Origin of the sequence: Desulforamulus aeronauticus DSM 10349, from assembly GCF_900142375.1 — a bacterium.
In the GTDB taxonomy this organism is placed as follows: Bacteria; Bacillota; Desulfotomaculia; order Desulfotomaculales; family Desulfotomaculaceae; genus Desulfotomaculum; species Desulfotomaculum aeronauticum.
Genome location: NZ_FRAR01000004.1, coordinates 47,130 through 68,184, shown reverse-complemented (window position 1 = coordinate 68,184; position 21,055 = coordinate 47,130). Strand labels below are relative to the sequence as shown.

The window sequence follows — 21,055 nt, the reverse complement described above, 5'->3', positions numbered from 1 at the left end:
TGTCAACTTTTGGGTATTCTTTTGGGGGTGAATGGGCAGCTGACAACCGATGGCTGATAGCAAAAAGGGGAGTGTCGACCAAAGACACTCCCTTCAATCTTTATGCGTTAGGCTTATTTTGGTTCTTTAGGTTGGTTAAAATGGTGATTATTTCATCTAGCTGATCCTCGTACAGTTCAAAGAGGATCGATTGTTTATTTATTTCATCCAGATTATCTTTAACTGTCATTTTAAGTAGAATGGTTTCTTGGGAAGGATAATTTTGACTGGCTGCTTTTATAATCCTTTGAGCGGCAAACTGCTCTAATACATTTCCTATGCAAGTTCGGTAAAAATGAAAGGCAGTTTGCAATTTGTTATTAATGATATACTGCTTTACAGCATCAATTTTCTTTTGCAGGATTGCCTCAGCAGTTTTTCCTTCTTCTTGGGCTTGATTTAATAACGTTTGTTCTTGATTATTTAATAGCATTAAAGAAATTTCTACGATTTCCTCAGTTACCAACTTAATTTTTTCCTGAGAAAATCGAGCCAATTTGCTTTCGAACGAAGGAGCTGGATCAAAGGATAAAGCCGCTTCGGTATGATCAAAAGAAAAAATGGCATGGCCGTCCTGCAGCATCGTACCTATGATTTTGGTTATATCAATGAAAATTTCACAATTCTTATTGACCAACTCTTTTTCCAAACTGATCACATTGGTTTTTTCTGCCATGTTCATCCTCCTGTTTACAAACAGCTTATTTCTTAGTAAAACTTGGCTTCCGCCAAGTCTTTAGACGCAGGCGGAAGCTTAGTTTGCCCTTATGCAGATCAGATAAACTTATACTTTATGATCTGCCAAGGCTATTATTCCCGTATCTTATTAAATAAATGTTGCAAGAAAAAGGCTGTTAGTAAAGAATTGAAGGATTTAAAAAAGTTTCGTGGAAAAAATATATAATAATTATTTATCTCAGAAAGGGGTTTTAACTATGGCAACGCCTATTATCAAGGCACTAATTGATTGGGATTATGATTTGCAAAATGAATTCAAAAATAGAAGCAGAGGATATACTTTTGTGGTGGACGCCTGGGAAACTCCCAAGCTGGCCTTATATAAGTTTACTCCCTTTGGCGTTAAATGCGATTATTTGGAACAACAGCCTCCCCAAGAATTGCTGTTGGAATCCTTGCAAGGTCAGGAAAAGAATCCCGAAAACATCTACAAGATTAATCAAGCAATTCGTACTTGGATAGAGGAAAATATACACTTTGAATAAATCGTTAGAATTTTTTTACAATCCGAAAAAATTACTCTAGCAAAGAGGAAAATATAATTAAAAAGTGAATATATACGTATCATGTCTAAACAGATAGGGTAGGAGGTGCTAACTTTGCTTAGAGCCCTTTGTAGTTTATTCTCTATTTTTTCTGTTAGCCCGGTCATTGAGCTAATGATCTTTTCAGCTCTTGTCGTCATCGTGTTTATTATTCAATTAATTTAAGGTTCACGGATTGTATATTAATCAGTTAACTAATTGTTGCCGGCTATATGCCGGTTTTTTGTTTGCTATTTAGATCATAAAAATTCCCGGTTTGAAAATATACTTAATAATGCTTAGTGTTAAGAGCACTAGATAATTTCAGACTGGGGGCGTTGTCTTGAAGGTTAAGTGGACTCCATGCTTTGTTCTGCTGATTGTTACGATGATTATTATGTTAACTTGTACCATTACTCTCGGTGCCTGGCTAATGCGGGAGTATCAAGCCGTTTATAACAACTATGATATGGATAATTTTCAATATAACAATAGTAAGAAGGGGGCCATTTACTCAGCAGATGGTGTTTTGCTGACTTATCTTTATCAACTGAACAAAGATCACGTTCGCCTGCAGCAAATTGCTAAACCGATGCAACGAGCGGTAATTGCCATAGAAGATCACCGTTTTAACAGACATTTCGGGTTTGATACTTTAGGTACTCTAAGGGCTCTCTACAAGGATTTAACCAGTGGCCAGGCAGTAGAAGGGGGCAGCACCATTACCCAGCAACTGGCAAGAAATTTATTCTTGAGCCCGGAGAAAACCATTTCCAGAAAAATTACAGAAACATTTTTGGCTATTCAGCTGGAAAGAAAATTTACCAAAGCAGAAATTTTAGAAATGTATCTTAACGAAATTTATTTTGGCAATGGTTGTTATGGTGTGGAATCGGCTGCCCAAATGTACTTTGGGAAATCTGCCAGTGAGTTAAATCTAGCCGAAGCAACCATGTTAGCGGCTATTCCTAAAGCCCCGAGCTACTATGAACCTCTCCATCATCGGCCAGAAAATAAGGAACGCCAGGAACTGGTACTGCGCCGGATGGTGGATTTGTCCCTGATTAGCCAACAAGAAATGACAGAAATCCTAACGCAAGACGTACAGGTGAATCAGTTTACGCCAAGAGCAGAACTGGTAACATATAAGTTTCCCTACTTTACAACCGAAGTTGTTAATCAACTCCTGACTATGTACGGTAAAGAAAAAGTATATAATAGCGGTCTTAAAGTAATAACCACGTTAGATTCCCGAGCTGCTCAAATTGCTGAAAATATAGCCAAAGCAAAAGTAGAACAATTTCAGCGTTCCGGTATTACTGCTTCCAATATTTCACTGGTTACCGTAAATAATCAAACGGGTGCAGTTATGGCCATGGTTGGCGGCTATGATTTTAATCAGGATCAGAATAACTTAGCCATGATTCCCAGACAACCCGGCTCAGCCATTAAGCCTATTCATTATGCCGGAGCTATCGATAAAGGAATTATCAATGAAAATACGTTGTTAAATGCTGGTTCTAAAAGTTTTGGTAACTATCGTGTCACCTCCAACATCGATGCTGATGTTTCAGTAATGGTAGCTTTAAAAAATTCCATGAACGTTCCTGCGGTTGAAGTCGTAAATACCTTAGGTATTAATAATACTCTCGCCAATTTAAAAAAATTTGGTATTACCACCCTAAGTGAATATGATTGTAACCTAGCCATTGCCCTGGGTGGCATGTACTATGGTATTAAACCTACAGAAATGGCTGCAGCCTTTGCCGCCTTTGCCAATAACGGACAATATAATAAGCCCTATCTAATAACCTCCATTGAAGATAATTTAGGCAATGTCGTGTATTTACATCAACCAGAACCAAGACAAATTATTTCTTCTAAAACTGCTAAAATTATAACCCAAATACTTTTGCAAGCTGTTCGGGGGGGAACGGGTACCAGAGCCAATATTTCTGGCAATGAAGCAGGGAAAACCGGCACCACGAATGACAGTCGCTGTTTGTGGTTTGTCGGGTATACGAAAGAAATTTCCACCGCAGTATGGGTGGGGAATAGTAATAATCGTTCCGTAGGTGGTTTTTACGGTGGTGATTTAGCAGCACCTACTTGGCGGGAATATAATCTTGCCTTAATAAAACAGGGCATCATGAAATCACCCGTCCGGATTTATGAGCAAGAGATTCCTATGAAACAAGAGATGATTGAGAAGCCCAAGGAAGAAGTCATACCAGAACAACCTACTCAAGCACAACCCACTCAACAGGAGAATCCATCCCAGGCTCAACAACCAACTCCACCGGAGATAATACTACCAGAACAACCACCTAAAATTGAAGATAACCAAGAAGATGCGAATACTGCTCCCAATAATAATCCAACGAATCCTCCCGAGCGGGAATCACCGGAAGCTGCCATGCCGCCGGAGGAAAGTAGCTCTTCCTCTCAAGCTCAATAGTTCAAATTGGTATTGTTTGGCTGTTTTTGCCATCTAATGTTATAATGATGGTACATTATATCTGGAAAGGATGACTCTCTTTGAAGGCACAATTAATGAACGATATGAAAACGGCCATGAAGGCCAAGGATAAGCTAAGGGTAGATACCATTAGAATGGCTAACGCCGCCATCAAAAATGCGGAAATCAATGGTAAAAAGGAACTTAGCGAAGGAGAAGTAGTTGAGATCATTGGCAAGGAAATAAAAATGCGGCGGGATGCTCTGGAGGAATATAAAAAGGCAGAACGTCCAGAGGATGTAGCTAAACTGGAAAAAGAAATCGAGATATTGCTGGTCTATATGCCAGAACAACTTTCAGAAGCTGAGCTGCGGGAGATTATTCAGGATACCATTAACCAAACGGGTGCCCAGGGTGCTCGGGAGATGGGAAAATTGATGGGCGCCCTGATGCCGAAAGTGAAAGGGAAAGCAGATGGCAAATTAGTAAGTAATTTGGTAAAAGAGTTATTAGGATAAACGGACGATTTATTGACTTAACAAACAAAGAGGTAGGGCCATGTTACGACCAGAGGGAGAACAATTATTAAAAGACTTTTCACTTACAGCATACCCACGTCAAGTGACAGAAATCATGCCTGGCGTTATCTATCATGTGATGGGTTATGGTACCGGCAATGCTAGCTTTATCATTGGAGAAACCTCAGTTATACTGATTGATACCCTGGATACCGATTACCGTGCAGAAGCCCTCAAAGCCATTATCGCTGAGCATACCAACAAGCCGGTAAAGACCATCATCTATACCCATAGCCATCCGGATCACTGTGGTGGTGCGGGAGTTTTTATGGACAGTGATCCAGAAATTATTGCCTTTGCTCCTTGCAAACCAGTCCTCGGGCGAATGAATACCCTACTGGACCTACTCGATAAGCGGGGCATTATGCAACATGGCTACGAGCTCAATGACGCTGAAGCCATTTGCCAAGGCCTCGGCATTCGTGAAGGTATGGTTCAGGGTGAAGGGAAAAGGGCCTTTGTTTCACCAACCACTGTTTACGGTGAGGAAAAAATCAACCGTACGATTGATGGAGTTACCTTAGAACTTGCTGCTGCTCCAGGCGAAACGGATGACCAGCTACTGGTCTGGTTGCCAGCTTACAAGGTACTTTGCTGTGGTGATAATTATTACGGCTGCTGGCCTAATCTTTATGCCATTCGAGGCAGCCAGTATCGAGATATCAGTACCTGGGTAGAGACCTTGGACCAGTTAATTGCTTATCGGGCTGAACATCTCCTGCCCGGCCATACTCAGCCTATCCAAGGGGAAGCAGCTGTTGCGGAAATCTTAACCAACTTCCGGGATGCCATTGATTACATACTTACAGAAACTCTTAAAGGCATGAATCAGGGCATGACCATGGACGAGGTGGTAGAAGCAGTTACGTTGCCTGAAAAGTGGGCCAAACTTCCTTATTTAGGCGAATTTTATGGTACTGTGGCCTGGTCTGTTCGTGGCATATACGCTGGCTATATCGGCTGGTTTGACGGCAACCCAACCAATCTCAATCCGTTGCCCAAGCAGACCCGGGCCAAAAAAACCATCGCTCTGATGGGTGGCGTAGAGTCCGTCCTTGCCAGCATTAGCCAAGCCTTAGACAACAAAGAAGATCAATGGGCTCTTGAACTTGCAGATATCCTTATTGCTGCAGATAGTTCCACTAAACAGGCGAAGCGTTACAAAGCCCAAGGTCTTCTCAACCTCGGGTGTCAGGAAACAAGTGCTAATGGCCGTCACTATTATCTCTCCTGCGCTAAGGAAATACTTTCTACTTTATAATACTAATCCACATTAAATAAGTTCCCTTAAAGTGGATTAGTAGATACTGTTTTCCTATGTTATGGACAAATATTTGTCCATATTTTAAAATAAAAACAGTATAATGTCACCATGACAAAAAGGAAGAGGACTTACGCTCATAATCAGCGTAAGTCCTCTTATCTATTAGATCTTATTTCTGCATACCCATAAACACTTTCTCGGGTGTAATGGGGAGTTTGGTTACGCTAACGCCTACCGCATTATAAACCGCGTGAGCTATGGCCGGTGCCGGAGTGTTAATAACCACTTCACCAATGGATTTAGCACCAAAGGGTCCGGTAGGTTCATGGCTCTCTTCAAAGGCCACGCGAATGTTACCAATGTCTTTGCGGCAAGGAATTTTGTACTGCATGAAAGAGTTGGTCAGCAGCGTACCCTTGGTATCATATTTTACATCTTCATAAAGGGCTAACCCAATGCCCTGAACAATGCCGCCCTCCACCTGAATCCTGGCTAACGTAGGATTAATGACCGTACCGCAATCTACCACAGCCACGTAATCCAGTAAAGTAGTTTTGCCGGTCTCCTGATCCACTTCCACCTCAGCAAATCCCGCTACATAGGGTGGGGGAGAAACATTGCTGCCATAGGTTCCATGACCAACCAGCTGAAGTTTACCACTGCCTAGTATTGAAAGCTCTGCTAGTTTTTCCAAGGTCATAGACTTGTCCCCGGCATGAAGCAATTGACCATCAAAGGTTACTTCCTCCACCGTTGTCTCTAAGAAATTAGCACCCTGTTGAATAATTCTAGACTTTACATCTTGAGCAGCCTTTACCACAGCCATGCCAGTAACATAGGTGGTGCTGGAAGCGTAAGAGCCAGGATCGAAAGGAGAGATGTCCGTATCTGCAGCGTACACAACGATTTGGTCCAAGGTAGTCTCTAAAACCTCAGCTGCCATTTGGGCAAGAATGGTATCACTACCGGTGCCCATATCGGTGGAGCCGAGCAGTAGGGTATAACTGCCATCATCATTCAGCCTAATTTCTGCAGAGGCGGTATCAATTCCGGCTATGCCAGATCCCTGCATGGTAACAGCCATACCCACAGCCCGAACTTTGTTATTGCCCATTTCTTTTCTGGGGTATTTTTCCTGCCAACCGATTAATTCCTTACCTTTTTCAATACATTGATGTAAGGTAGAGCTGCCCAATCGTTTTCCATGATAAGCCAGGGCAGTTTCACCCTCTTTAATTAAGTTTTTCAGTCTGAGCTCCGCAGGGTCCAGGTTAAGTTTTTCAGCCAATTTATTGACGGCACATTCCAAGGCAAAGGTACCTTGGGTTGCTCCATAACCCCGTAAAGCCCCGGCCGGCATTTTATTGGTATAAACCACTTGCCCGTGATAACGCACTGCTCTGGTTTTGTTGTACAAGGGTAACGTTTTTTCGCCCACTACCCAAAAGACAGTGGGGGCGTGTTCTCCATAAGCTCCAGTATCAGAAAGACCTTCGATATCCAGGGCTCTGATAAATCCTTCTTTGTCCGCACCAATCCGTACTTTTAAACGCATGGCGTGACGGCTGGTGGTACTGGTAAAGGTTTCACGTCGATCTAAAACAATTTTAGCCGGTTGGCCGGTTTTTTGAGTGACCAGAGCAGCAAAAACCTCAACACAACCGGTTTGCTTGCCGCCAAAACCGCCACCGATTCTTGGTTTAATAACCCTAATTCTACTGGCGGGAAGCTGTAAGGCCCGAGCTAACTGTCTTCTCACATGAAAGGGGATTTGTGTAGAACTGGTCACCACCAGTCTGCCGGTATGATCGAGATAACTTACTGCCCGGTAGGTTTCCATCATGGCATGAGCCTGGGCTTGGATATAATAGGTTTCTTCCACCACCACATCACATTGGGCTAACTCTTGTTCCACATCCCCAACTTCATTGATATGAGAGCACACAATATTCTTTTCCTGCTGTAGCCCAATATCAATATTGCAGGCCAGATCGGCTTCTGGATGAACCACGGAAGGATGTTCGGCTGCCGTTTCAAAGTCTAACACAGGGTCAAATACTTCATAGTCTACCTTCACTAATGCCATGGCCCGGATAGCGGTTTTTTCATCCACGGCTGCAATGATAGCCACTTCATCACCAACGTACCGCACGATTTCATCCAGAATATAGCGATCGTAGGGAGAGGGTTCTGGATAAGATTGTCCCGCCAAGGTAAACCTTACTTTCGGTACATCCTGGTGGGTGAGGACACAAGCAACTCCCTCCAAAGCGGCAGCTTGAGAGGTATCGATGGTTTTAATTCTGGCAAAGGCGTGGGGGCTACGCAGTATTTTTACGACCAAAGTATTGGCCGGAGTTAAATCCTCGGTATAAACAGGCTGGCCGGTAGCAATCCGTATGCCGTCAAGCTTGGGCAATCCTTTTCCAACATATTTCATCCCTAGGCACCCCCTAAATACTTCTTAATAGCCCTTAGTTGCCCCATATAGCCAGTACATCTGCATAAATTACCAGTTAGATAGTGAATAATCTCTTGTTCTGTAGGATTTTTTAATTCATGTTTCATTGCCAGTACCGTCATGATAAAGCCGGGACTGCAAAAACCACATTGTTCGGCACCCTCTGCCACCAAAACTTGAGCAAATTCTTCGGCTTGTTGCGCTACCCCTTCAATCGTTGTGATCTGTTTGTCCCTAACCCGGAAAGCAAGGGTAGAGCAGGAGAGTGTAGGTTTCCCATCAATCCATACGGTGCAAAGTCCGCAGCAGGAGGTGTCACAACCTTGTCTGATGCTTAAATAGCCCTTGGCTCTTAAGGCATCTGACAATAGTTCATCGTTCGCTACTTCCAAGGTGATTTTTTTACCATTAATGGTAGTTTCTATTTGCATTGCAGAACCTCCATAATTCCTCTTTTAACCAACACTTTGCACATGGCTTTTCTATATTCTGCACTGCCTCTGATATTAGAACCAAAGGACAGTTCCTCTACTGCCAGGCTAGCGGATTGTTCAATATCCTCAGCAGTTAGCTTACTGTTAGACAGTGCCTCGGATGCTTTAGAGGCAAGCTGTGCCCTCAGTGGGCGAGCTCCCACCACAATGCGCCACCTTTGATTCAACTCGGAAACAGCGATGGTAAGAATCGGATAATCACTAAGGGAGTTCCTCATGCTTTGATAAGATGCCTTACGAGCATTTTTCTGGATGAACAATCGAGTAAGAATATCCTTAGGAAAGGACTTCTGTAAGAATTCTTCCAATGGCAGTCTGCCGCCTTTATATAGCTCAACCTCTGTATCTAAAGCTAAAAGTGCCGTCAGTAGATCAGAGAAGCCATACTTGGAGTAAACAGTGGCGCCTACGGTAACAACATTTCTAAACTGCACACCAATAATATTACTAACCGATTTTGGTAACACACCATTAAAAAGTTGATGTAAGGTAGGGTGGGTTTCAACAGTCCTAAAGGTGGTCATAGCACCAATTTCAATTTCTTTCCCTGGTTCCAGGATATAATCTAGCTTTAATTCACTTAAATCAATAGCAGTCGCTATTTTCTTAGAACCTAACCTTAAGAATGCACACCCGCCCAAAACAGTATTACTTATATTTCCATGTAAGGCTTGATAGGCTTCTTCTAACGTTTCTGGTTGTAAAACTTGTTCAATTGTAAACATACCGCAAACCTCCTTAAAATAGTCCGCTTGCTCCAAACATATAACCTATTGTAACAAATATTATTAACCCATTCTATATTTAATCTTCAAGAGGCAGCTACACCAAAAGAATATTTGTCTGATTAAATAAGATTTTTCAATATATTTTAACAATTTACGTTACGCTAGATTCTATTTTGACTTAAGGCTGCTGGCAAGATAAAATATACAAGGTATTATATTATTTAATTAATCGTTTTAAAGGAGAAGCAAATGAGTGTTTTAACAGTAGAGAATGTTTCTCATGGTTTTGGCGGCAGATCCATTTTAGAGGATGCATCTTTTCGTTTATTAAAGGGAGAACATGTGGGCTTAGTGGGGGCTAACGGAGAGGGAAAGTCCACCTTTTTAAGTATCATCACCGGGGAACTCACCCCTGATCAAGGCAAGGTTGAGTGGTCTAACCGTGTAACGGTGGGTTATCTAGACCAACATACTGTTTTGACCAAGGGTAAAACCATGCGAGAGGTTTTGCGAGATGCTTTTAAGGGAATGTTTGATTTAGAAGCAGAGATGCTTCAGTTATACGATAAAATGGCCGAGGCATCGGAAGCTGAGGTTGCCCGCATGATGGAAGATGTGGGAGAAATTCAAACCATCTTAGAAGATAACGGCTTTTATACCCTCGATGCTAAGATTGAAGAAATCGCCAATGGTTTGGGTTTGGTGGAAATTGGTTTGGACAAGGATGTTGCTGATTTAAGTGGTGGCCAAAGAACCAAGGTGCTATTAACCAAATTGTTGCTGGAAAACCCGACCATCTTAATCTTAGATGAACCAACCAACTACCTTGATTTTGAACACATTGAGTGGCTGAAGAAATATCTGCAAAACTATGAAAATGCCTTTATCTTAGTTTCCCACGATGTACCTTTCTTAAATGAAGTTGTCAATGTCATTTATCACGTGGAAAATAGTCTGCTAACTCGTTACACCGGTAATTATGAGCAGTTCTTACAGCTATACGAAGTAAAGAAAAGACAAGATCTCAAAGCCTATGAAAAGCAGCAAAAAGAAGTGGAACGATTAGAAGATTTTATTGCCCGTAACAAAGCAAGGATTTCCACTACCGGGCGTGCCAAAAGCCGTCAAAAGCAGCTGGACAAAATGGAGATGTTAGAAAAGCCCAGGGAGAAAGTAAAGCCTATCTTCAAATTTAATGAAGCTAGAACACCCAGCAGAGTTATTTTTGAAACAGAGAATCTCATTTTGGGTTACGACGAACCGTTAACTAAACCTTTAAAAATTATGTTGGAAAGAAATCAAAAAGTAGCCATCCGTGGGGTTAATGGCCTGGGTAAATCCACTCTCTTAAAGACTTTACTAGGTGTTATTAAGCCCTTTGCGGGAGAAATCTCCTTAGGAGATAATCTTTCTTCCGGGTACTTTGAACAGGAAAGCAGCCGAGATAACGACAACACAGCTATGGAAGAAATTTGGAGCGAATATCCTGGGCTTAGTAATTATGAAGTTAGACAAGCCCTAGCCAAATGCAGTTTGACCAATGAACATATCACCAGTCAAATGATGGTTTTAAGTGGTGGTGAAAATGCTAAGGTAAGGCTTTGTAAGTTGATGCTCAAGGATGTAAACTGGCTGGTGCTGGATGAGCCCACCAATCACCTGGATGTGGATGCCAAAGAGGAACTTAAACGAGCATTAAAGGAATTTAAAGGGACCGTGCTACTGGTATCTCACGAACCAGATTTTTATGAGGATTGGGTAACCGATATCTGGAATGTCGAGGATTGGACTACTAAAATCGTTTAAAGTAAAAGCGAAGGAGTCTTGGCCGTGGTTTCTGAAAGGTTATCTAAACAACTTGCGTTCATTGTGGAGATTGATAAATTAAAGCAAATTTTGCGGCAGAGTGTTGTCACCGGTAGTGTAAGAAATGAAAACGATGCAGAGCATTCCTGGCACTTGGCTGTCATGGCCATTTTGCTTTCGGAATATGCCTCAACCAAGGAAATAGACATATTGCGTGTTGTCAAAATGGTTCTTATCCATGATCTGGTGGAAATAGATGCAGGGGATACCTTTTGCTATGATGCTAAGGGTTATGAGGATAAAGCTCAAAGAGAACAAAAGGCAGCCGATCGTTTATTTAACCTGTTGCCATCGGATCAAGCCAGTGAAATCATGGAGCTTTGGCGTGAGTTTGAGGATTTAACGACTCCCGAGGCTCGTTTCGCAGCCTGCCTTGATCGAATACAACCTTTATTGCTGAATTACCACACCAACGGCCATACTTGGAAAAAACCTGGTGTCACTAGCCAAATGGTTTATCAACGGAATGCTGTGGTGGAAGAAAATGCTCCAGAGCTTTATGACTACGTTAAAGAGATTATAGAAAGTTCTATTAATAAGGGTTATTTACAGCGATAGGGAACTTATAATAGCTAAATCATGATAAAAACAAAGCAGCCAGTGTCCCCTAAAAGAGACCTCTGGCTGCTTTACGTTTTCTGCTACTATTTATTTACCGGCATCGGCGAAGAAGAGGGGTTCACCGTATTTGTCTACACCGAATTTACCAATAATTTCTTGCGTTTCTTTAGACACCATGAAATCAACAAAAGCCTTGCCGCCTTCGGCATTTACTTTGTCAAACTTCTCTGGGTTTACGTTCATTACGTGGTAAATGTTAAGCAGGGACTTGTCCCCTTGTTTAAGAATAGCCAATTTTACTTTATCCTTTTGAGCTAGGTAGGTAGCCCGGTCAGTTAAGGTGTAGCCTTGTTTTTCAGAAGCAATATTTAAAGTAGCTCCCATGCCGCTGCCGGCTTCCTGGTACCACTTTTGTCCCTTGGGCTCGATGGTAGCTTCTTTCCAAAGATCCAATTCCTTCTTATGGGTACCAGAGTCATCGCCGCGGGAAACAAAGACGGTACCTTTGTCAGCAATTTTCTTCATAGCATCTGCTGTGGTTTGGGCATCTTTAATACCAGCTGGGTCATTTTCGGGACCCACTATGATGAAATCATTATGCATGACTAGGGAGTAGTTAATACCAACACCGCTGTCTACCAGAGGTTGCTCGGACTTTGGAGCATGGACTAAGAGCACATCCGCCTCACCCTTTTCACCCATCTTCAGAGCAGCACCGGTACCAACAGCAATAATTTTTAACTTATAACCCGTTTGCTTTTCAAATTCCGGCTGCAACACATCTAGCAAACCACTATCCTGTGTACTGGTGGTGGTAGCCAGGATAACGTCCTGATTGGTTACTGGTTTTACTTCTTCTTTCTTAACCTCGTCCTTGGGCGCTTCCTGCTTGGCACAGCCGGCAAAAACCAGCATGCTTAGTGTTACCAGCAGGGCAATAAGTATGGTAGCTCTTTTCTTCACGTTAACGACCTCCATGAATTCTTGTATTTGTATTGCATACCCTAGAATAGCATTGCCATTCTAGTAAGAGGTAAACTCCGTTTAATTCACCTCCTGCCATAAAAAATAAAAAACCGTGCACTGTGCGTAAAGAATACAGTATACGGAGTATTTCTGCTCAAGTAATCCTCCTTTCCGCACGGGAGGTTTGTCCGTTTCCAAACAAACCCTATCGGCCAAGGAACCATAATAATCCTATCGTAGGTCCCAAAGCTCGGAGTTCAATATTTAATTTTAATAAATCTTGCCAATTATAAGTTATATTCTACAATTAAAATAAAGTTCCTTTTAACACTTGGCAATTTTTCCGGTATCGTATTTTCACCTTTTAATAATACTAAGATGTTCCAACAGGAATACTATATAGAATTCCTCTAGTAACAAGCAGGTATTTTACATCACAATATCTAATAAGCATAAAAAATAATCTGTGTCATACAGAATAACAGGAGGTTAGCATGAATAACGCAGTATTCCTTAATGTAGAAAGGCTGGATTTTGACAAAAAACTAGATTTCTCCTCAATAACTAAACTAACGAAACTCACTAAACACGAAGCCAGCAGTAATGAAGATATTTTAGCCCGGGTTCAGGGCCAAAATATTGTTATTACTAAGGAATTACCTGTAGGAAGGGATTTAATATCTCAATTCCCACCTTCTGTTAAAATCATCTGTGAGGCTGGAACTGGCTATAACAACATAGATATTGCGGCAGCCAAGGAAAAGAATATCGTGGTTTGCAATGTGCCGGGGTACAGTACCGAAGCAGTGGCACAATTGGTGATGACACTGGTGTTAAATTTTTGTTCTTCCTTAACCCTGCAGCAACTGATGATCAAGCGAGGAAATTTCGATAACTTTACCAAGGACATACTGTTACCCCACTTTGAAATACAAGAAAAGACTCTTGGTATCATTTGTAGCGGTTCCATTGGACGGCAGGTCATGGATCATGCTCTTAATTTTGGCATGAAAGTTCTGGTATACAACAGAACCCCTAAAGAATGGCATGATTCTAACATTCAAAATGCCAGCCTGGAAGAGTTACTTAGGCAAAGTGATTTTATTTCCATTCACTGTCCTCTAACACCCGATACCAAACATCTAATCAACAAGGAAAGATTAAAGTTAATGAAATCAACTGCTTTTATCATCAATACATCCAGAGGGCAAATCATCAAAGAAGCTGACTTAATTGAAGCGTTGCAGGATAAAGAAATTGCCGGTGCTGCCCTTGATGTTCAGGAACAGGAACCTCCGGAACTGGATAATCCTTTGTTTTCTATGGATAACGTCATCATGACACCACATATTGGTTGGAAAACCATAGAATCAAGACAAAGGCTGATTGATCTCTTAGCCATTAACATCGAGGCTCATCTAAAAGGAAAACCCATCAATGTCATAGCAAAATAAGCAGTATATAGAAAAACTTAGCCTCCGCCAAGTTTTTAGATGTACCCTATAGGACATAACCGGCGGAGGCTTAGTTTGCGCTTATACAAATCAGAAGTTTTAAGGAAGCGACCAGGGTTCATACTTGACGCTTCCTTTTTTACTCGTTTGTGTTGTCTTTTGCATCCCAATGTTTTGGATGGAAAAGCGTTAAGGGTAACTTGGTATTAGAATTACCCTTGGCAACATTGATTTGAGATTGGGTCAGAAAGATGCTTTTTGACAGGTTTGCTCCCCTTACATTGGCATCTCGAAAGTCAGCGCCAATGAAGTCGGTTCCACTTAGATCAACACCTTCTAAATTTGCGGCAATTAGGCAAGCCCCTCGCAAATCCGCACATCTGAGATCTCTTTTTCTCAAATCCCTGCCAAAGAAATCTGCTGTTGCTTTACGTTCTTTATCAGCATTGAAAGTTACTTTATTAATACGGCTTATTTCGCTTCGCACAAGTTTGCTTACATTCCTTAGCAAAACTTTAATTTTTGTACGATGAGCTGAAAGATTAAACTCTCTTAAGGAATGTGGGGGGAGCTGGGTAATGCGCTCTGTTTCATAAAGAGCTTTCCTAATTTCCTCACATATGGGCGATGCCAGCTTGAATGATAATGCTTCAGTAAGATACCAGCACATTTCGTGTAATTGTTGCATTATTAAAAACACTGCAAACATCAAGTCGGCTGATGCGGATTTCAGTCGCCAATTCTGCCCCGCAAAAGTGACTTGTGAAACCTGTTGCCCTGCACCAAAACATTCATAGGCAACGCAACCTTTTAAGCCTAAAGCTCCAAGCTTTTCGTGAATCATACAACGAAAGTCCGCTTCTAAATTAGGGCAGGGGGTTCCTGCACTTTTATCAGTGGGAAAACCATCTTGTACCGAAAAATACAATGCAACACAGCAAAGTCCAAAGCATTTTTCACATTGAGGTTTTAGGTGATCTATGTAATGAATTGAATTGTCCAAATACATATTTTCATCTGTTATTTGCGCCATATAGTTTATCTCCTAGGTGCATTATACGCCACATTGCCAATCTAGTTGTAATAAGGTATTTTACCATAATCCCCTGCATAAGGGTAGCGTCAGGGTATTCAGCAATTACAATATTTCAATATACCCTTCTGTTCCATGCACACGAATTCGTTGGCCATCTTTTATCAGTTTGGTAGCATTTTCCACCCCGACAACTGCTGGTAAGCCATATTCACGGGCGATCACTGCTCCATGGGTCATCAGTCCACCAACTTCGGTAACTAGACCTTTGATGGATACAAACAAGGGTGTCCAGCTAGGGTCGGTAAAGGAAGTGACTAAGATATCTCCATCTTCTAGATCAGCATCTTCCATGTTTAAGATGACACGTGCTCGTCCCTCGATAACCCCTGAAGAAACAGGTAGACCTACAATAGCTTCGGCGGGGAGATTTTCTCGTGTGTACTTTCCTGCAATGATTTCACCATCAGACGTGATAACACGTGGGCAAGTTAATTTTTCATAGAGTTTGTACTCGTCTTTTCGTTTGCTTACGATCTGGTAATCTAGTTTATTTGTGAGTACGACTTCGCGCAGTTCTGCCAACGTGAGATAGTAGATATCTTCTTTTTCATGAAGAACATTAGTTTGTACGAGTTGTTCGGCTTCTTTCAGTAAAGCCTGCTTATAAACGAAGTAGCGATTAATCAAGCCATATTTGGGATATTCACGATACCCGATGAAATTCCGAATTAGGTCGATCCTTCGTTTTGTCTCCTTAGCCTTTTCTTCACCATCCGGTAATTGCTGCAAGCGTTCTAATAACTCTTGTTCTTTTTGCAAGGCTTCCTGCCGCCCTTGCTCAAATTTTCGCTGGCTGGCATTAGGCACAAAGTTCTTGATGTTGCTGAGAATCAGAGGGACAAGTGTGGTTGGCTTTTCGCTCCAACGAGGTTTGGTAATATCGATTTCCCCGACACAGCGCATGCCGTATTTGTTGAGATAAGCAGAGATAGCGTTTTGGGTTTCCTGTCCACCAGCAAACGTAACCAGTTCAGATAAAAAGTTATCATCTTTTGCATGTTCTAAATAAGAAATTACTTGCGGATAAGGACGAATCACATCGGCTACATCCAATAACGCCAGACCCATTTCCGAAGTGATATTGTTGGGTACAGATTGAGAAAGCGTGTCTGCTGCGTTTTTTTCACCTAACCACTTGTTCATTTTTTCATTGATCCATGCTGAAGCATCGATAGCAGCCATAAACACACTCGAACTTTGTGGGTCAAATAAAATCTTCTTTAACTCCTGGATATCTTCCAAGATAAAATCAACTAAATCCGGTCCTGATTTCCTTTGGATGTTTTGTTTTAACTCTTCTATCGATGTTTGACTACGCTTAATCAAATCAGAAACGATGGTCGGATCGTTTTCGATTTCTGGTTGAACCCTTCCAGATGATATAGTTTTATTGCTTTTACTGGGACTCTGTTCTTTTTTATCATTTGGCAACAATTTTATAAAATCTTCTCGCTTTACGATGGTCATGAGTGCGTCTTTTATGAGCGGATCGTGTTGTCCCATGGTAGCTAATAAAATTTCTCTGCTGTCAGGTGAAGCCAGCATAGGTGTAACATCAACAAACAACCTTCCACCGGCTGTAAACCTGGGTCCCAAAGATGTTAACTGGAATATTGATATTCCCAATGGCTTCATGGGATCAGTCATCATTTGTTGATGACCGACCGATACATAGACATGATTTTCCTGATCATTCGCTTCAGGGATGGGGTATAAGGTAGTGATTGGCCGGCTTTGGACAATGTAAAATCTATCATCAGCCAAGCACCATTCAATGTCCTGAGGGTAACCAAAATAGGCTTCAATCTGTCTGCCGATGCGTGCCAGTTGTAAAATTTTTTGATCCGTAAGTGTTTGCGTCTTTTGCTGACCAGGCTCAATCTGCTGGGTCTCTGTTCCGCCTTCTTTTAGTCCATAGATAGCTAACTTTTTGGTTGCTATCATCTTATCGACGATTTCCTCACCCTGTACTTTATAACAATCGGCAGATACCAAGCCAGAGACCAGCGCTTCTCCAAGTCCAAAACTGGCATCGATTGATAGCAGCTTTCGGTTAGAAGTCATCGGATCAGCGGTAAATAAAATCCCTGAAGCCTGTGGAAAAACCATCTTTTGAACGATAACGGATAAATAAACGTGGCTATGGTCAAATCTGTTTTGCATTCGGTAGATTACCGCACGATCCGTAAATAGGGAAGCCCAACATTTGCTAATATGCTGTAAGATTGCTTCTTTGCCGATGATATTTAAATAGGTGTCGTGTTGACCAGCAAAAGAGGCCTGTGGTAAATCTTCAGCAGTCGCACTAGAACGCACTGCATAAGCATGTTCACCGCCAAACTGGGAGAGATAATGAGCAACTGCCGTCACAACATCGCAAGGAATTTCTACTTCCATAATGATTTGTCGAATCTTCCTGCTGATTTCACCAATTTGATCTCGATCCTCTACTTTTAGCAGTGTTAGTTGATCCAACAATGCTTGAAACGTTTCGTTTTGTTCGATGGCTTTTTGATATCCCATTGTTGTAACACAAAATCCTTCTGGTACTTGTATTTCTTGAATTTTTGATAATTCTCCTAAATGTAACCCTTTTCCACCAACGAGCAAAAGCTGTGTTTTTTCCATTTCCTGAAAACCGAGAACCAAAGGACGCATTCTATCTCTCTCCTAACCATTACATTTCTTTTGGTTTCTTTGCGCTATTGGAAAAGCTTTTTGTATAATTGATCTTGAGTTCTATTGCATTTTAGCAGTAGTTAATGAGAATAAATAGTCTATATTGACCATTCTTTATTTGCTATAATGAAACTAGGAAGAGTTTAATCTTTAAAAAATAGCTACCTTACCAGGCAGTAATCTCCCCAGTTCATCTCCTCGAAAAAGCAGCTCATATGCCTTTTAGCCCACCATGCAGATGATTAAAATCCAGCCCTTTCCATTGAATCTGTTTATTTTCTCCTAAATCTCTCTCTTTATGAAGTCATAACAATCAAGAAAGAAACAGGAGCCTTAGTTTTTAATTTTCGGGCATAATACTGGAAGCTATCTCTTAGATCTATATTATTGGGAACGGAGGGAATTTAGTGGAAAGTTGTTCGCCTGAATTACAAGCTATCAAAACTGCTATCTTAAATGAACACGAAGGGCACCAATTTTATCTTCTTGCTGCAGAAAAGGGGGGCTCTGATGAAGTCAGGAATGTTTTTTTATATCTTGCAGAAGAAGAACAAAGACATGAATATTACCTAAGAAGGCTTTATGATGCAGTGGAAAACAATATAGATATGAAAAAGGCAGAAGAAAACTGCAATTTAGTAAAAGCACCCAATATTTTTAAAGAGGAAGATTTAAAACGAGAGAAACCTTCTTTAATTGTTTCTGCTTTATCAATGGCAGTTAAAATGGAGAAGGAATCTCTGGAATTTTATCGAGAGGCATCGGCAAAGACTAAGGACGAGAAAGCCAGGAAAGTCTACCTTGAACTTGCCGAAATGGAGGGGGAGCATTTAGATACTCTTAACCTGGCCTATGATTTTGCTAAAAATGAGTGGTGGGCTGAACAAGGTTTCTCACCCGCTTAGTAATGTAGTAGACAGAACGATGATAAAAAGATAGATATTGGCAAAATCAGTATATAAATTTATAATAATCCTTTAATTCTAAAAATAAGGGTTTGCATACAAGTGCAAACCCTTATAAAATTATATAGTTCTGTTTTACAAGAGAGGGGGACAGGGGTCATTGACACCCACTGGAAGTATTTTTAGAAATCGCTTTATTCAGGCTATCATGTTATCAGCTATTCTTTTACAAATAGGTATTTGGGTTCGTAATTTTGCCATTTTATTGTTTGTGATGGAAAAAACCAATAATAATCCCTATGCTGTTTCACTTATTTCTGTGGTTGAGTTTGCACCAATCTTCTTATTTTCCATTATCGGAGGGACCTTCGCAGATCGTTGGCGACCCAAGAAAACGATGGTATGGTGTGATCTGCTAAGTGCTTTGTCTGTATTTGTCGTACTAATAACTATAATTTTTGGTTCCTGGGAGGCAATCTTTTTTGTCACCTTTATTTCGGCTATTCTTTCACAATTCTCCCAACCCTCGGCCATGAAACTGTTTAAGATCCATGTGCCCCTGGAGCAACTTCAAACCGGGATGGCGATGTTCCAAACCTTAATGGCCGTTTTCATGATTATAGGACCCATGTTAGGTACATTTATTTACCAGAGATTTGGTATTCAAACATCGATTTTAGTAATGGGAATAGCCTTTCTACTTTCTGCTGCAGTTCTAACCCTGCTGCCGCCCGACAAGATAGTAGATAAAAACAAGATGACAGATTTCTGGGGAGAGTTAAAGGAAGGCTGTCGCTACGTTTTTAATCGGAGAGAATTTATCCTGCTAGGCAGCGTATTCGTTATGACGGGTTTGGCAGTGGGAATTATTCAACCCTTAGGAATTTTTATTGTCATGGAAAGAATAGGTTTACCAAAGGAAAACCTCCAGTGGCTCTTAGCGGCAAACGGTGCTGCTATGCTCATCGGTGGTGGTCTGGTAATGAGCTTGGCTAAAAAAATACCACCCCAAAAACTCCTCGCCATGGGCTTATTTATCAATGCTGTTACCGTAGTCGGTGTGGGGCTATCTACCAACTGGACGTTAACCTTGGCTTTCGAGTTTCTCAATGGCTTGTTTATGCCCTGCATCCACATTGGAATTAACACCCTAATCCTAAAACTTACCCAGGAAGAGTTTATTGGCAGAGTAAATGGGGTTCTTAACCCTATGTTCATGGGTGCCATGGTAATTACCATGAGTCTTGCCGGTTGGTTGAAAGTACAGTTTTCCCTGGTCTCCATGTTTGGGGTGTCCGGGCTGCTTTTCTTACTGGGAATGCTATTAACCGTGCCACTTTTTAAAAGGACAGGCGAGCTACTGGCAAAAACTCAAAAACAGGAATGCCTATAGGTGATAAAAACCGGACTACTTGGACTATGGGAAAGGGACTGTTAAAAGTATTTAAATTATAAGAATGCCCCCAATAAATATCCTAGATAGGCCAGTATAACACCTAGAACAACACTTACTGTTAGATACAATACAGAAATTACAACCTTTTCTTTTTTGATCAATTCTATAGACTCAAACTCAAAAGTAGAAAAGGTTGTATAAGCTCCCAAAAAACCTGTGCCAAGTAGCAGAAACATTTCTGGATGTAAGTTATGCCTCCTAAAAAGAAATCCCAGTAAAAAAGAACCCGTAAGGTTAATGATAAAAGTTCCATAGGGGAAAGGGCTATTATGCTTGGATTGTATAAAACTAGACAAGGCATATCTGGAAATAGCTCCGATAAATCCACCTATCGCAAGTAAAACGTAGATTTTCATAGGATCTCTCCTTTACTGCTCTGCTTTCATCGCAACATTTGGATATAGCTTGGTAGCCAAACAGACTCCCAGCCAGGACAAGGTTAACCCAGCTATTATGCTGATTAAAACATAGGAAATTGCCAACGTATATTTGCCGTTATTTACTAGCTGTAAGGTATCTACAGAAAAGGTTGAGAATGTAGTAAATGAACCAATAAAACCTGTATTTATGGCAAGTATAAATTTTTTAGGTAAATTCCATTTTAAACTACTTCCATAGGCAATAAAGCTTAACAAAAAACTGCCCATTAAATTCACGCTTAAAGTCCCATAAGGAAAAGCGGTTACAGTTAATCCAGAGATAAAAGAGCCTAAAGCATACCTACTAATAGCACCTAAGATACCGCCTATACCTACTGCAAAATAATTAATATAATCACCTACTTTTGA

Annotated in this window: 18 protein-coding genes and 1 riboswitch; of the genes, 9 read left to right on the top strand and 9 right to left on the bottom strand. The window is 41.2% G+C overall.

What is annotated here, in order from left to right; all coding sequences use genetic code 11:
* Nucleotides 1–100: 100 nt before the first annotated feature.
* Nucleotides 101–715 carry a hypothetical protein gene (locus BUA78_RS00330; RefSeq protein ID WP_072910290.1) on the bottom strand — a complete coding sequence of 205 codons (615 nt, stop codon included), beginning with the start codon at nt 713–715 and terminating at the stop codon, nt 101–103.
* A gap of 259 nt (nt 716–974) precedes the next feature.
* On the opposite strand from BUA78_RS00330, the gene BUA78_RS00325 reads away from it, so the two are divergent.
* The 4 genes from BUA78_RS00325 to BUA78_RS00310 all read left to right on the top strand — a co-directional run bounded on the left by BUA78_RS00325 (nt 975) and on the right by BUA78_RS00310 (nt 5,598).
* A complete protein-coding gene (locus tag BUA78_RS00325; protein ID WP_072910289.1) occupies nt 975–1,262 on the top strand; it encodes a DVU0772 family protein in 288 nt (95 codons plus the stop codon).
* A gap of 382 nt (nt 1,263–1,644) precedes the next feature.
* Nucleotides 1,645–3,759, top strand: a complete 2,115-nt coding sequence (locus tag BUA78_RS00320; protein ID WP_072910288.1) for a transglycosylase domain-containing protein — start codon at nt 1,645–1,647, stop codon at nt 3,757–3,759.
* An 80-nt stretch (nt 3,760–3,839) separates the two neighbouring features.
* Nucleotides 3,840–4,277: a GatB/YqeY domain-containing protein gene (locus tag BUA78_RS00315; protein ID WP_084082249.1), complete on the top strand. Its 438-nt coding sequence runs from the start codon at nt 3,840–3,842 to the stop codon at nt 4,275–4,277.
* A gap of 40 nt (nt 4,278–4,317) precedes the next feature.
* Nucleotides 4,318–5,598, top strand: coding sequence for an alkyl/aryl-sulfatase (locus tag BUA78_RS00310; protein WP_072910287.1), 1,281 nt, complete (start codon nt 4,318–4,320; stop codon nt 5,596–5,598).
* Between the two features lie 172 nt (nt 5,599–5,770).
* On the opposite strand, the gene BUA78_RS00305 is transcribed toward BUA78_RS00310, so the two are convergent.
* Genes BUA78_RS00305 through BUA78_RS00295 form a run of 3 tightly spaced genes read right to left on the bottom strand, consistent with a single transcriptional unit; the run spans nt 5,771 to nt 9,281 of the window.
* Nucleotides 5,771–8,041, bottom strand: coding sequence for a xanthine dehydrogenase family protein molybdopterin-binding subunit (locus BUA78_RS00305; RefSeq protein WP_072910286.1), 2,271 nt, complete (start codon nt 8,039–8,041; stop codon nt 5,771–5,773).
* A gap of 2 nt (nt 8,042–8,043) precedes the next feature.
* Nucleotides 8,044–8,493, bottom strand: coding sequence for a (2Fe-2S)-binding protein (locus BUA78_RS00300; protein WP_072910285.1), 450 nt, complete (start codon nt 8,491–8,493; stop codon nt 8,044–8,046).
* Nucleotides 8,484–9,281, bottom strand: coding sequence for an FAD binding domain-containing protein (locus BUA78_RS00295; RefSeq protein ID WP_072910284.1), 798 nt, complete (start codon nt 9,279–9,281; stop codon nt 8,484–8,486). Before BUA78_RS00295 ends, BUA78_RS00300 begins: the two co-directional genes overlap by 10 nt.
* A 252-nt stretch (nt 9,282–9,533) precedes the next feature.
* Between BUA78_RS00295 and BUA78_RS00290 the strand changes: the two genes are divergently transcribed.
* Nucleotides 9,534–11,090: an ABC-F family ATP-binding cassette domain-containing protein gene (locus BUA78_RS00290; RefSeq protein ID WP_072910283.1), complete on the top strand. Its 1,557-nt coding sequence runs from the start codon at nt 9,534–9,536 to the stop codon at nt 11,088–11,090.
* A 24-nt stretch (nt 11,091–11,114) separates the two neighbouring features.
* Complete coding sequence (locus BUA78_RS00285) at nt 11,115–11,708, top strand: HD domain-containing protein (RefSeq protein ID WP_072910282.1); 594 nt, start codon at nt 11,115–11,117, stop codon at nt 11,706–11,708.
* Nucleotides 11,709–11,798: 90 nt separating this feature from the next.
* Here the strand turns inward: BUA78_RS00285 and BUA78_RS00280 are convergent, their stop codons facing one another.
* Nucleotides 11,799–12,689, bottom strand: coding sequence for an ABC transporter substrate-binding protein (locus tag BUA78_RS00280; RefSeq protein WP_175548936.1), 891 nt, complete (start codon nt 12,687–12,689; stop codon nt 11,799–11,801).
* A gap of 138 nt (nt 12,690–12,827) precedes the next feature.
* Nucleotides 12,828–12,945, bottom strand: a riboswitch (molybdenum cofactor riboswitch).
* Nucleotides 12,946–13,171: 226 nt separating this feature from the next.
* On the opposite strand from BUA78_RS00280, the gene BUA78_RS00275 reads away from it, so the two are divergent.
* Complete coding sequence (locus BUA78_RS00275) at nt 13,172–14,131, top strand: 2-hydroxyacid dehydrogenase (RefSeq protein ID WP_072910280.1); 960 nt, start codon at nt 13,172–13,174, stop codon at nt 14,129–14,131.
* 139 nt (nt 14,132–14,270) lie between these two features.
* On the opposite strand, the gene BUA78_RS00270 is transcribed toward BUA78_RS00275, so the two are convergent.
* Both BUA78_RS00270 and ppsA read right to left on the bottom strand, forming a co-directional pair.
* A complete protein-coding gene (locus BUA78_RS00270) occupies nt 14,271–15,164 on the bottom strand; it encodes a pentapeptide repeat-containing protein (RefSeq protein WP_072910279.1) in 894 nt (297 codons plus the stop codon).
* A gap of 105 nt (nt 15,165–15,269) precedes the next feature.
* Nucleotides 15,270–17,885 carry a phosphoenolpyruvate synthase gene (ppsA, locus tag BUA78_RS00265; RefSeq protein WP_072910278.1) on the bottom strand — a complete coding sequence of 872 codons (2,616 nt, stop codon included), beginning with the start codon at nt 17,883–17,885 and terminating at the stop codon, nt 15,270–15,272.
* 428 nt (nt 17,886–18,313) lie between these two features.
* Here ppsA and BUA78_RS00260 point away from each other — a divergent pair, with 428 nt between their 5' ends.
* Nucleotides 18,314–18,811 carry a ferritin family protein gene (locus tag BUA78_RS00260; RefSeq protein ID WP_072910277.1) on the top strand — a complete coding sequence of 166 codons (498 nt, stop codon included), beginning with the start codon at nt 18,314–18,316 and terminating at the stop codon, nt 18,809–18,811.
* 160 nt (nt 18,812–18,971) lie between these two features.
* Complete coding sequence (locus BUA78_RS00255) at nt 18,972–20,204, top strand: MFS transporter (RefSeq protein WP_274377360.1); 1,233 nt, start codon at nt 18,972–18,974, stop codon at nt 20,202–20,204.
* Between the two features lie 56 nt (nt 20,205–20,260).
* On the opposite strand, the gene crcB (BUA78_RS00250) is transcribed toward BUA78_RS00255, so the two are convergent.
* Both crcB (BUA78_RS00250) and crcB (BUA78_RS00245) read right to left on the bottom strand, forming a co-directional pair.
* Nucleotides 20,261–20,623, bottom strand: coding sequence for a fluoride efflux transporter CrcB (gene crcB / locus BUA78_RS00250; protein ID WP_072910275.1), 363 nt, complete (start codon nt 20,621–20,623; stop codon nt 20,261–20,263).
* Between the two features lie 12 nt (nt 20,624–20,635).
* Nucleotides 20,636–21,016, bottom strand: coding sequence for a fluoride efflux transporter CrcB (gene crcB / locus BUA78_RS00245; RefSeq protein WP_274377362.1), 381 nt, complete (start codon nt 21,014–21,016; stop codon nt 20,636–20,638).
* Between the last annotated feature and the right edge of the window lie 39 nt (nt 21,017–21,055).

Coding starts and splice junctions, on each gene's coding strand:
- BUA78_RS00275 (WP_072910280.1), top strand. CDS start 13,172: ATGAATAACGCAGTATTCCTTAATGTAGAAAGGCTGGATTTTGACAAA.
- BUA78_RS00270 (WP_072910279.1), bottom strand. CDS start 15,164: ATGGCGCAAATAACAGATGAAAATATGTATTTGGACAATTCAATTCAT.
- BUA78_RS00310 (WP_072910287.1), top strand. CDS start 4,318: ATGTTACGACCAGAGGGAGAACAATTATTAAAAGACTTTTCACTTACA.
- BUA78_RS00295 (WP_072910284.1), bottom strand. CDS start 9,281: ATGTTTACAATTGAACAAGTTTTACAACCAGAAACGTTAGAAGAAGCC.
- BUA78_RS00290 (WP_072910283.1), top strand. CDS start 9,534: ATGAGTGTTTTAACAGTAGAGAATGTTTCTCATGGTTTTGGCGGCAGA.
- BUA78_RS00300 (WP_072910285.1), bottom strand. CDS start 8,493: ATGCAAATAGAAACTACCATTAATGGTAAAAAAATCACCTTGGAAGTA.
- ppsA (WP_072910278.1), bottom strand. CDS start 17,885: ATGCGTCCTTTGGTTCTCGGTTTTCAGGAAATGGAAAAAACACAGCTT.
- BUA78_RS00330 (WP_072910290.1), bottom strand. CDS start 715: ATGGCAGAAAAAACCAATGTGATCAGTTTGGAAAAAGAGTTGGTCAAT.
- BUA78_RS00325 (WP_072910289.1), top strand. CDS start 975: ATGGCAACGCCTATTATCAAGGCACTAATTGATTGGGATTATGATTTG.
- crcB (WP_072910275.1), bottom strand. CDS start 20,623: ATGAAAATCTACGTTTTACTTGCGATAGGTGGATTTATCGGAGCTATT.
- BUA78_RS00305 (WP_072910286.1), bottom strand. CDS start 8,041: ATGAAATATGTTGGAAAAGGATTGCCCAAGCTTGACGGCATACGGATT.
- BUA78_RS00280 (WP_175548936.1), bottom strand. CDS start 12,689: ATGGAGGTCGTTAACGTGAAGAAAAGAGCTACCATACTTATTGCCCTG.